Annotated in this window: 1 protein-coding gene (cut by a window edge); it reads left to right on the top strand. The window is 51.5% G+C overall.

Translation table 11 applies throughout. The features are described 5' to 3' along the window. Nucleotides 1–14,008 carry the 5' end (the start) of a cadherin-like domain-containing protein gene (locus tag SIB46_RS04440; protein ID WP_413297330.1) on the top strand. 50,090 nt of this gene lie beyond the right edge of the window, so 14,008 of the gene's 64,098 nt are visible here — the first part of the coding sequence; the start codon lies at nt 1–3; its stop codon lies beyond the right edge, outside the window.

Consider the following 14,008-nt stretch of genomic DNA (forward strand, 5'->3'; position numbering starts at 1 on the left):
ATGAGCCAACAAGCGTTTGACCCGCAGGCCAACGAACTTGAGCGCCTAAGACAGGCCGGAGCGATTGAGCCACAGGCCCAGGAGGTCCAAGACGCCCAAAGCGTGGGCGCCGATGGTGATTTGGAGCGCAGCCTCAAGCGAGCTGAGGCGGTGGAAGCGTGGCTGAACCAAGAAAGCGAGTTATCGAATAACGACACCGTTGGCAGCATCGGCTCCGAGCCACTGACGCTGCCCAAGCCCGAAGGCAGCGAGACAAGCAGCGAGTCAACGGCAGAGCCCTGCAAGGCACTGGTAGCCATCGACCAGCGCAATAGCCAGTGGGAGGAAATCAGCGATGGACTGCCAGCAGGTACCGACCTGCTGCTGCTCAATAGCGACCGCAGCGGCCTGAGCCAAATCCAAGAGGCGCTGCAAGCCGGGCAGGACGCCGGCTTGGGTTACAGCAGCTTGGCTGTGATTGGCAGCGAAGGCAGTGATGGCCTGCTGCTCGGCAGCGACAGCCTGACTGGCGGCGAAAGCGACTTGGCCGACTTAGGCGATGACCTGATCGGCGACATGCGGGTCAAGCTGTTCAGCGATGGCATCGCTTCATCGGCAGCTGAACCTGCTGAAGCTGAGCCCTCAGAGACAGCTGGGATCACCACGGTGGTGGGCGAGAGCGCCAATGAACTGCTGGTGGATGCGCGCCTGACGCTGCGCACTGCAGTTGCCAAAGGCACTGTGGAAGCAGCTGTTGATCGAGCCTTTGATGAGGCCAATAGGGATGCTGTATCCGAAAAGCTCGATCAGTTCCTCAATGGCAAAACCAGGCCTGAGATCAGCTGGGCCAGCTTCGATGACAGCAAGGTGCAAGGCGCCTTCATTGCTGAAACCAACACGATCCTGATCAGGGAAGAGCTTCAAGGCTCACGCAGCACGGTTCCGGCCGTTGTGCTGGAAGAAATCGGTCACTGGCTGGAGCAAGGCAACGACACCGCAGGCGATGAAGGCGAACGCTTTGCCAGCCAGATCGTTGGTGATAACGGCCCAATCGATGCTGCTGTCGATAGCACCACCTTGGTGATCAATGGCGTGGCGTATGCGGCCGAACTGTCTTTGGCAGGAACTCCAGTCACTGAGGTGACATTCGATCCACCATCAGCTCCAACCAGAATCAAGCTGAAATTTGAAAATGGAATTGATACAACATCAATCTCGGCAAACAACTTTGCGATCAACGGGATAGCTGGTTCGATCAGCGATGCAAGCTACGAAGCAAGCACGAGCTTGCTGGTGCTTGTTATTGGACAAGTCAGCGGGATGGATCCAAATAATTCATCCAATTCACTGAGCTATACACAAGCAGGTGGCAACGGTCTCAGGTCATCAACAGGAGATTTATATAACAACTTCTCAATTGAACTCAACGACCATTTCACAGCAACGGAAGGTGGCGGTACAGCTCCAGCTGACCCAAATAACGGAAGCGCAGGCACTCCGACGTTCTCAACACCAACGTTCGAATACACCGATGGCGCAGCATTTGGAATCCTCAATCTCCCAATAGCAACCGGAAGCCTTGACACAAGCGCATCGGGGTCTACAGAACTGCGCAACCAATTTTTCATCTCCACCACAGCAGGGGGAATGGATATCGCTGGCGCTATCACCAATGCAACGATCACAGGCGCCGGTGTTCAGATCACACTCGATACAGCAACACTTTCCTCTTACAACGACCAGACTCTTCATCTCAACTTCATTGACGCTGCAGATGATCAAACAACAGGCGTTCTGCAAGCCACAGATGGCACCGACATTTCATCATTCACTCAAACATTTAACTATTCAACATCTGCCAGCAGTGAAGGTTCAGCACAGTCAACTGGATCAGTTTCAGGATTTGGCTTCAACATCAATCTGGCTGAGCCGGATAACAGCGGTGCATTCCAAGGTGGAACTGCTGCAACAACGCAAGTTATCCAGGATTCAGGAACGTTCACCGTTCCAACAGATCAAAATTACAGCTTCACCAAAACACTTTCATCAACAACATGGTCTGGCGGCGCATTGACGACTGAGCAGGAAACAGCTCTCGAAGCAGCGCTCGACAAACTCAACATTGGCAACGACGGCTCCTGGAACTACAACGCATCAGTTGGCGGAGGAAACTGCCCACTGGACTTCCTCAAGAGCTCGGAAACCCTCACACTCAGCTATGCAGTCCAAGTCAACGACAGCACAGGATCTGTTGTCGGCAGTGACGATGTAACGGTCACCATCACAGGCCGAGATGATGTTCCCAATTTCAATACAGCATCGATTTCTGGCAATGAGCTCTGGATTGATTTCTCTGATGCAGCCATTGCCAATGGTGCCGAAGTTAGCAATGCAGATATCCTTGCTTCCATCAATCTCTACAGCGATTCAACCAGAACGGCGCTGATTGGAAATGGCATTGACAGTGTTGTGGATTTCACAAACAACACCCTAAAGCTTGCCCTCAATAATGCAAATATCACCACAGCTGGGATCAATACTGGGGACACGCTTTATATCAGCTACGAAAAAGGGGCAGGATCAGGCGTGCTCCAATCCGCCACAGATGGATCTGAAGTTAATAATTTCACAACACAACTGATTTTCCAAGATGGCGCATCAAGCGATGCAGTTTTTAAAGATATCACTTACGACGATGCAACCAAACGCATCACACTGCAATTCACAGGCGATGACATCGCAGGATTTAATCAAAATGAGATGAGTAAGAGTTTTGCCCTCTTCACAGATACAGATGGGCAAAATCAACTCCCCTCTGGGGCATTCACCCAAAGTTTGTCCGCCAATGGCAGGGAGCTATCCATTGGCCTTAATCCCGACGTCATTGCGGCAGAGGGGGTTAACGATGGTCAAACTCTCTATCTGTCCTACACAGATCCTTCTGGTGATTCCGATGGTTCATCACTAAGAACACTTGAAGGAACAAACGGCGTTGACGTTGCCTCTTTCAATACCTCCTTCACATTTACCCTCCCCGATCGCCCTGTCTTTAGTAGCGCTAGCTATGACGATGCGTCCAAACGCATCACACTGGAATTCACAGACGATGACATCGCAGGATTTAATCAAAATGAGATGAGTAAGAGTTTTGCCCTCTTCACTGATGCAGATGGGCAAAATCAACTCCCCTCTGGGGCATTCACCCAAAGTTTGTCCGCCAATGGCAGGGAGCTATCCATTGGCCTTAATCCCGACGTCATTGCGGCAGAGGGGGTTAACGATGGTCAAACCCTCTATCTGGCCTACACAGATCCTTCTGTTGACTCCGATGGTTCGTCACTGCCAACTCTTCAAGGCAGCAATGGTTACGACGTTGCCTCTTTCAATACCTCCTTCACATTTACCCTCCCCGATCGCCCTGTCTTTAGTAGCTCTAGCTATGACGATGCGTCCAAACGCATCACACTGGAATTCACAGACGATGACATCGCAGGATTTAATCAAAATGAGATGAGTAAGAGTTTTGCCCTCTTCACTGATGCAGATGGGCAAAATCAACTCCCCTCTGGGGCATTCACCCAAAGTTTGTCCGCCAATGGCAGGGAGCTATCCATTGGCCTTAATCCCGACGTCATTGCGGCAGAGGGGGTTAACGATGGTCAAACCCTCTATCTGGCCTACACAGATCCTTCTGTTGACTCCGATGGTTCATCACTGCCAACTCTTCAAGGCAGCAATGGTTACGACGTTGCCTCTTTCAATACCTCCTTCACATTTACCCTCCCCGATCGCCCTGTCTTTAGTAGCGCTAGCTATGACGATGCGTCCAAACGCATCACACTGGAATTCACAGACGATGACATCGCAGGATTTAATCAAAATGAGATGAGTAAGAGTTTTGCCCTCTTCACTGATGCAGATGGGCAAAATCAACTCCCCTCTGGGGCATTCACCCAAAGTTTGTCCGCCAATGGCAGGGAGCTATCCATTGGCCTTAATCCCGACGTCATTGCGGCAGAGGGGGTTAACGATGGTCAAACCCTCTATCTGGCCTACACAGATCCTTCTGGTGATTCCGATGGTTCATCACTGCCAACTCTTCAAGGCAGCAATGGTTACGACGTTGCCTCTTTCAATACCTCCTTCACATTTACCCTCCCCGATCGCCCTGTCTTTAGTAGCGCTAGCTATGACGATGCGTCCAAACGCATCACACTGGAATTCACAGACGATGACATCGCAGGATTTAATCAAAATGAGATGAGTAAGAGTTTTGCCCTCTTCACTGATGCAGATGGGCAAAATCAACTCCCCTCTGGGGCATTCACCCAAAGTTTGTCCGCCAATGGCAGGGAGCTATCCATTGGCCTTAATCCCGACGTCATTGCGGCAGAGGGGGTTAACGATGGTCAAACCCTCTATCTGGCCTACACAGATCCTTCTGTTGACTCCGATGGTTCGTCACTGCCAACTCTTCAAGGCAGCAATGGTTACGACGTTGCCTCTTTCAATACCTCCTTCACATTTACCCTCCCCGATCGCCCTGTCTTTAGTAGCTCTAGCTATGACGATGCGTCCAAACGCATCACACTGGAATTCACAGACGATGACATCGCAGGATTTAATCAAAATGAGATGAGTAAGAGTTTTGCCCTCTTCACTGATGCAGATGGGCAAAATCAACTCCCCTCTGGGGCATTCACCCAAAGTTTGTCCGCCAATGGCAGGGAGCTATCCATTGGCCTTAATCCCGACGTCATTGCGGCAGAGGGGGTTAACGATGGTCAAACCCTCTATCTGGCCTACACAGATCCTTCTGTTGACTCCGATGGTTCATCACTGCCAACTCTTCAAGGCAGCAATGGTTACGACGTTGCCTCTTTCAATACCTCCTTCACATTTACCCTCCCCGATCGCCCTGTCTTTAGTAGCGCTAGCTATGACGATGCGTCCAAACGCATCACACTGGAATTCACAGACGATGACATCGCAGGATTTAATCAAAATGAGATGAGTAAGAGTTTTGCCCTCTTCACTGATGCAGATGGGCAAAATCAACTCCCCTCTGGGGCATTCACCCAAAGTTTGTCCGCCAATGGCAGGGAGCTATCCATTGGCCTTAATCCCGACGTCATTGCGGCAGAGGGGGTTAACGATGGTCAAACCCTCTATCTGGCCTACACAGATCCTTCTGTTGACTCCGATGGTTCATCACTGCCAACTCTTCAAGGCAGCAATGGTTACGATGTTGCCTCATTTAGTACAAATTTCTACTATTCGTCCACCGACCTTCAAACCAGTGGCTTCAGTGGCAATTTAGACACTGTCGAATACAGCACATCCCAAGCAAATAACACGAACCAAATCACATTAAACCTCTCCGGGATCAACCTGGAGCCAGAAAATATCAACGAAGAAGAGCTCACTAACTCAATTAAACTATACAAAGACAGTGGATTACGACGAGAGATCACCGACGCCATTTCAGGCATTGAAGAGATAACAGAAACAACAATCACTCTGAACATCAACACTGGTGCAATAGCCACCAGGTGGATTGAAGAGGGTGGATTGATTTATGTTGCACATGATGCAGGCGGCAATTCCATTGAGATCTCAGGGGGAGGCTCAGCAAGCGACTTCTCGGGATACTTTGAATTTAACAATGAAGGGAATTGGCCTCCAACTCTTTACAACGCATCGGGACGGAACAGTGAATACTGGCTGCGATTTACAGGACAACCTTTTGACACTGCAACGGTCGATTTAATTGAGTTGAGCAGTGCACTCGCGATTTATACAGATGAAGCACGCACTAACAAGATCGATGGAGCCATCAAATCAATCAACGAAATCGATGGAGCAACAATCAAGTTAGAGCTGGACTATGCAGCGCTAAAAAATGCAGGATTGCCAATGGGACAGGCGCAGCTGTATTTGAAATATGACGACACTTACAACGGTGGTGTTCTTAAGATCGCCGAGAATGGTAGCAATGTGCCAACGGTAGAAGCGCAAATTGGCGTCTACATGCCTCAACCTTTGGCATTTAACTTTGCCAATCCAGGCATTAGCGATAGTGAGTCAAAAATATGGCTTGAATTCAACAACAGCAATTTCACTGTTGACGGAGTTGAAGACAACGAAATAGGTAGAGAAACACTCAAAAACTCCTTTGTTGTTTCTAATAGTGCAGATTTCAGCAATCCAATCAGCAATGCGATTGATTCCGTTGAATTTAATTCGTTCAATATTGAATTAACCCTCAGCGATGCCCTACTTGCAGCATACAATCAGGCCCACAGCCAATTCTTTATCAAGCTAGAGAGACAGATAACAGGTAGCGATGGCACAACAGTGCCAAGCATCAATACACAATTCTACCCATCAACCAGTTATTTCACATCTATCCCTAATGGATACGAGGAAGAAGGTGGCGCCAACTTTGGCGATAACGGGCTCGAGGTATGGATGTTTGACGGTGAGCCAGCTGATTCTTACTTAAAAGCTGATGCAACTGAGCAAGAACTAGCAGCAGCCTTTGAAGTTTCAACAGACCCAGATTTCTCAGAAACGATTGATGGCCTGATCACTGGTGCATCCGTCAATGAATACGGGGGAGTGTTGCTCACAACTGACACAAACATTGTTGACGGCATCCAACTTGCGGATGGAGATAATCATCTCTACGTGAAATTCACAGATTCAACCGGGTTAATTCAGACTGAATACCAGCAGAGCGGACAATCCGGACAATGGAATTCATTTGTCACTTCTGCTTATTTCAGCCTCAGCAACAAGGCCCCTCAAAGGATTGATTCCAGCAGCTTCAGTTTTGATGTTCCAGCTCAAGTTGAGGAGGACACAACCACCAGCCTTGGACTTGAGGAAGTCGAATTTGGTCCTGGTCGAGCCAGCGAAACCAACCAAACCGTCACCTACACCATCCAATCAATCCCCGAAGGCAGTGAAGGCTCCATCCAACTCAGTGATGGTACCCCTGTTACGGAAGGCCAAGCGCTAAGCCTGGTCGATCTCCAAGGCCTGAAGATTGATCCCGCGTTGAATTTCAATGGCGATACATCCTTCACATTTACAGTCTCCGATTCAGGAACACCCTTAAATGAAGGCGGTGGAGCTACATACATATACGGAAATGACCTGACCACACTGGAGATTGATCTGAAAACAGATCTTTCCGGCGATGGGATTGTTGGTACAACTGTCAATCAAATGCTCAGCACCAGTAGTGGTACGAGCATGCTCAACGTCTACCAATCCAACGCAGGTTTACTGCTCTCAACAAAATCTAGCTTGGCTGTGGGCGATCCTTCAGCGCTACAAGACACTGCAGCATCAACGGTTCACAAGCTACTGCGCAGCCAAAATGGCACGCATGGTTTCTGGATCCAGGGCAGTGAAATGTTTGCTGGAGCACGAATCCTCAGCAGCAACACTGCTGAAACCTTAAGTAGTGCACTGAATAGTGAAACTGCGACAGGTTTTGAGATCTACACCAATAAACCAGCATCCCAATCGGGCAGCCCCGCCTCTACTCAGCGCTACACATTCTCAATCGATGGTGTGCAGCAAGGAGATGTTGAAGTTCTTCAAGGTGCTGATCTAATTCGGGCCGAACTTGCCTTGCGCCAAGATCTGGATGGTGATGGCTTTAAAGGTATTCAAATCGCAGGCATAGAGCCGTTAGGCAATCCTGCGCCTTGGCACATGCCTAATGGACATTCACCTCGGGTCTACAGCACCAACACTGAATACCTGCTGATCTCCACGCGAACTGGTCTCACCCCAGGCAGCGACCTATCCACAGGCTCACTGACTGATACCCATGCCCTGCTCACCACTGACGGAGAGACCAACTACACCACCGGGCCAAATCAGACCCAGGTTGCGTCGTTTACAACGGATAGCGAAGGCAATCCCATCAACAACTCCGGCACACCTATTGACGGATTTGAACTACTGCTTCGCAGCGATCTCGATAGCACCGTCACCCAAGTTTCTTTTGACAGTGAGGGTGTCCTTCAGGGGGAGAAAGTTCTAAACACCAATGAAGTCATCAACTTTGAAATGTTGATGATTAACGACATTGATGGTAATGGTGTCGATGGCTTTCGTTTCGTCAGCGAGGTATTAGCAGCTGACGCAGCCAGCGAATTCAATCCCAAGCGCATGCGCCTGTCTGAGACGACAGCTGGCTTAGCGCTGTCTACACACAACATGAACCCGACCCATGCAGCAGGCGACTCGGGTAGTGATGTCACCAGCGGAATGCTGACAGCGAGCAACTCCGATGAGGGCTTAGTAGTCAACCTCACGAACTTTGCAATTCCAACCAACTCCAATCCTGTCTTTGCTCAACGGGTCGTTGAGCGAGTCAAGACTGCTCAAGTGCCAGCAGGTGAAGATCAAACTACGGGCTATGAGCTGTACACACGCGAAGACAATGAAGAGGGAATCGTTGTTCGCCATCTGTTCAACCGCGATGGCAGCCATAGCGATAACGAAGACCTCTCTGGTCTGAAGCTATTACAGGCTGAACTACACACCGGTGTTGATCTCAATGGCGATAATCAAATAGGTCTCACTGTTGAATCACAGGTCACTACTGGAACTGCAAGCAATACTGGTTTATCTCGTTACCTCTATAACACCAACGAGGGTCTGCTGATTTCCAAAGTCAGCACACTGCTCACAGAAACCAATCCCTTTAGTCATGGGATTACGATTGCACCGGCCGATGAAAATCGGAACACCCTGCTTCTCAATGAAGCAGGCGATGCTGTCTTCAATCTGAACACCAGCGACATTCAGCAGGTGGTTCAGCGCAAAGAGCGCGATACCAGCACCAACACGGCAACGAATGTGACCGTGCATGCCGGTTACGACCTCTACACCCGAGATAGTGCTGGTGATGTGCAGCGCTACTCCTTTGGCACCGATGGCCGCCTTCAAGGTTCAGCTACAAGCCTGGAAGGGGCTGATCTGTTGCAGGAAGAGGCTGTAACTCGCCTTGATCTCACTGGCAACAACACCGTTGGCACCACGGTTCGTGAACGTCTAGTAATGGGCGTTGCAGCCACCGCAACTGATGGCGGAGCACGCAGCCTCTATCAAAGCGACGATGGTTTGCTAATCAGCACCTCGATTAACTTACCTACAGACAGCGACTTCTCAGGCTCAGCTGCCGGTAGCAGCAACAACTACACCGATGAATTGCCTGCCCTGTTCTTAAAAGGCAACGACGGCAATTCGTTCAGCATTGATGCTGGCAAAGAGGCCATCCATACTCAACGCCTGACTGCACTCAATAGTGACGGAACAGATCGAACCGCTGGCTACCAGCTGTATTTAGCCACTAGTGACACGAGTGTGAGCACCCTTTCTGAGGCTGAGATATTCACTGTTAAATTCAATGCAACCGGTGAGGTTGTTCAAGAGCAAAAACAACTCACAAATGAAGAGTTGGTTGAGGCGTTCTTCAATGATCGAATTGATCTGACAGCGGTTTATCCCGGAATCGGCCCGGCTGAGTTCCGCATCAACATCGATGCGCAATTGGGGAGCACGAGCACAACAACAGCTAATACAAGTAGCACAGGCCGTTCTCTGTACGCTTCAAGTCACGGCCTATTGATCGGCCCCAGTGGTGTTCCGACTGGTTACTTGAATAGCGCCGGCATGATTGGGCGAGTCTCCAGCACTGATCCTGGAATTCTCCGCTTGCGCGATACCTCAGGCAATGTCATCACCTCAAGCGACAACACGAATGCTGGCTATCAGATTGATGGCATGAGCATTGTTACAGCAGAAGCCCTTACCCAAACTCAAGGGACTGCTGAAGTCACCACTGGCTACCAGGTCTTGCTCAGTGGCTTTGGTCAAGTTGCGCACGTGAAGTTCGACACTGATGGCTACCGCGTTTCCATGGACGCTGCATCCATCACTGAAACGCTCAACATCCAGATCAACCCCGTTAATGACGCCCCTGAGCCCGATGGCTACAAGGCGCCTCTTCCCGATGGTCTGGAAAACAGCACTTACACCATCAATGCCAGTGATCTCACCTCTTATTTCACTGATATAGAAGGCGACACCATCTCGCTCAATGCCGATTCACTGACCGCCACCAACGGCACTCTCGACAACAACGGCGACGGCACCTTCTCCTTCACACCAGATACCAACTTCGCTGGGGAAGTTCAACTCACCTTCACCGTCACTGACGGCAGTAGCGGCACCAGCAACGGCTCCTATTCCTTCAACATCCTCCCGGTCAACGACAAGCCTGCGCGTACCGATAACTCTCCCTTTAACTTCACCGTTCCCTTTGAAATTCAAGAAGACGCCAGCACCACTTCTCTCGGCCTGACTGACGTCACCTATGGACCTGGCGGCGGCAGCGATGAAAGCAGCCAAACCCTCACTTACACCATCACCTCAACTCCAGATGCCGCCCTTGGCACCTTGCTCCTCGCTGATGGCACCACCACCGTCAGCGCCGGACAAGACATCACCGCAACCGAACTGCAAGGACTGCAGTTCAAGCCAGCTGCTGATGCCAATGGCAACACCTCTTTCTCCTTCACCGTTACCGACTCCGGCTCCGTTGATGGCAGTGCTGGACCAGGTGGTTACGCCGCTGAACTCTCAGGCATTGAGCTGATTCGACGCGAGATCAGCCAAGGCACCGATCTCTCTGCTGATGGCACCACTGGCGCCACCATTACCAGCAAGCTCAGCAACATCGCTGCGCCTGGAACGACTTTCGCTTACTCCTCCTCCGCTGGTCTGCTGCTCTCCACAAACAGCGCACTCGTAACCAATACCCCAACAGCACTTAATAACTCCGGGAATCACCTGCTGCTGCTCGCTGACGCAAGCAACGGTTTCAGCATCCCAACTGGCGAATCTCTCTCGGCCATTCGCATCGAGAGCAACACCGGCGCTGCAACCCTGGCGGTTGCTCTCGATCCGCCAGCCACATCAGCAGAAGTCGTTACCGGCTACTCCCTCTACACCACACAACCGGCCGCTAACGCTGGTGATCCAAACACCGTTCGCCTCTATTCCTTTGACGCTGACGGACTACTCACAGGCAACCCCACAACACTCACTGGCAACGCACTCACCAACGCCAAAATTGCCCTCCGCAGTGATTTCAATGGCGGCAGCACCACCGGTGTGCGCATTGATCAAAAGCTCAATACAACAACACCTGCTCTAACAAATACTCTCAACCTCAACGTCTACAGCACGCAAGACGGTGATCTGACGCTGCGAGATGGAGCCGTCCTCGCTCCTGGTACTGATCTTGGAACAGCAGCAGTCAGCGCACTCTCCTTCCCGCTGCTGACAACAGCTGATGGCAACTCCTTTGCCATCAACAACGATCAGTCCGTTGTCTTTGCGCTGTCTGTTGATTCCGACGGCAACCTCACAAACACCATCCCCAACACCGATGGTTTTGAGCTGATTCTGCGTGACAACAACACCAGCGAAATCAGCAAAGTTTCCTTTACCAAAGACGGCACACAAACAGCTCAATCTGTCCTCACAGGTGCAGAAATATCTGCCCTTGAGCTCGCCACTCGCAGTGACATCGACAGCGATGGCACCAAAGCCTTCCGTTTCCAAAACGAACTGCTGACCTCCGGCGGCAGCAACGACCAACGCCTCAAGCTCTCCCAAACCACCGCTGGCCTCGTTCTTTCTGAGCACGCGCGCGCGATCGCTCCAGACACTGACCTCTCCAGCTTCCCCGCACCAGCTGCTGGCAACACAACCAACATCAATGGTGTGATCCAACTGCTGGATCCGGACTTCTCCATCGCAACAGACGACACCCCGGTCTACGCACGTCGGCTCGTTGGATGGCAATCCACCACTCAAAACACCACGGGGACAGCCGTTGCCACCGGCTACGAGCTTTACACCAACAACGCCGGCACCGTCACCAGGCATTCCTTTGACCTCGATGGCTCCCTCACCTCCAGCGACGAGCTCTCCGCAACAGCTCGCGTAACTGCAGAAATGCAGGTTGGCGTTGACCTCACATCAGGCAGCGGAACTCCTTCAATCTCCATCAACAGCCAGCTCGCCGGCAAGATGCCTCCAACAGGAGCTGAGCGGTTCCTTTATGACACCAACGCTGGTCTGCTGGTTTCAATGAACGGAGCCCTCGACGGGCAAGCCAATCCTTTCTCTGCTTCTGTCCCAGCGCAGGTGGCAGCGAATCCGACTTATGAGAACCCAGGCACCCTGCTGCTCGATCAATCCGGCACAACGGCCTTCTCCCTCCCCAGCGGTGATAACAGCTCCATCAAAGCCGTCGTTGCCCGCAAAGAGATCACCCGCCTCACCAACGCAACAACAAGACAAGAGATCACCGGCTACGACCTCTTCACCTCCGATGGTGCAGGCACGGTTCAGCAGTTCTCCTTCTCCAGTGATGGTGTCCTGCAAACCGCAAACCCCATCACCCTCACAGGCATTGACCTGATCGAGGCAGAAGCTCTCAGCCGCACGGATCTCAGTGGCAATAACTTCGCCACCATCGTCAATGAACAACTTGTCGTGGGACAAATGCCCTCCATGAATGCGACAAGTGATCAGGGCAAGCGAAGTCTCTTTAGTACGAGTGACGGATTATTCATCGGCTACAGCACAAGCCTGCCCAGAGGGTCAATGGCCCTAGATATCGGCTCCAACACATTCACTGACGAACCTCCGGCTCTCTTCCTCAAAGACAGCAACGGCAATACCTTCTCCATTGATAACGATAAACAGGCCATTCATACCCAGCGACTCTCCTCGCTGAATGCTGATGGCATTGAATCCACCAATGGCTATCGCCTCTATCTCGCCAGCAACAACACCGGTGCAACCAGCGCCCAGGACATCAGCCTCTACAGCGTCACCTTTGATGCCGATGGCCAACAAACGCAAGCCATCACCGAGCTGGATGATGCCAAAGCCGCACAAGCTCTAGTTACCGATCGCATCGACCTAAAAGCTAAATTCACGTCCCTATCTGATGCGGAAAGCAAGATTCAAATTGGAACTCGATTAACCGGCTCTTCTGGTGCAACAACTGGAACGGAACGCAGCCTCTTTGGCTCCAACGCAGGCCTGCTGATTGCCAACAATTCAACTTCTGCCAACGTCTTCCTTGGCAGCTCCAATTTCGCAGCGACTTATAACGATCCTGGCGTCGTTATGCTGCACAACGTTGATGGATCTCCCGTCAGCTCCGATGGCACAGACCACGGCTATTTCATTGATGGTCAATCCATCATTTCTGCAGAAGCTCTCACCGAACAAATCGGCAACTTTGATGTCACGACAGGCTTTGAAGTCCTGATCAAAGACAACACAGGCAAAGTCTCTGCTGTTGAGTTCGACACCGATGGCTACCGCGTCTCCATGGACGCTGCATCCATCACTGAAACGCTCAACATCCAGATCAACCCCGTTAATGACGCCCCTGAGCCCGATGGCTACAAGGCGCCTCTACCCGATGGCCTGGAAAACACCACCTACACCATCAATGCCAGTGATCTCACCTCTTATTTCACTGACATCGATGGCGACACCATCTCGCTCAATGCCGATTCACTGACCGCCACCAACGGCACTCTCGACAACAACGGCGACGGCACCTTCTCCTTCACACCAGATACCAACTTCGCTGGGGAAGTTCAACTCACCTACAGCGTCACTGACGGCTCTCCGGGCACCTTCAGCACCGGCTCCTATTCCTTCAACATCCTCCCGGTCAACGACAAGCCGGCGCGTACGGATGACTCTGGCTTTGATTTCAGCGTCACCTTCACCATCGATGAGGACGCCAGCACCACTTCTCTTGGCCTAACTGGCGTCACCTACGGACCTGGCGGCGGCAGTGATGAAAGCAGCCAAACCCTCACCTACACCATCACCTCAGCTCCTGATGCCACCCTCGGCACCTTGCTGCTCGCTGATGGCACCACCACCGTCAGCGATGGCCAAA

The sequence above is a fragment of the Synechococcus sp. MIT S9452 genome (assembly GCF_047304245.1).
Classification (GTDB): domain Bacteria; phylum Cyanobacteriota; class Cyanobacteriia; order PCC-6307; family Cyanobiaceae; genus RCC307.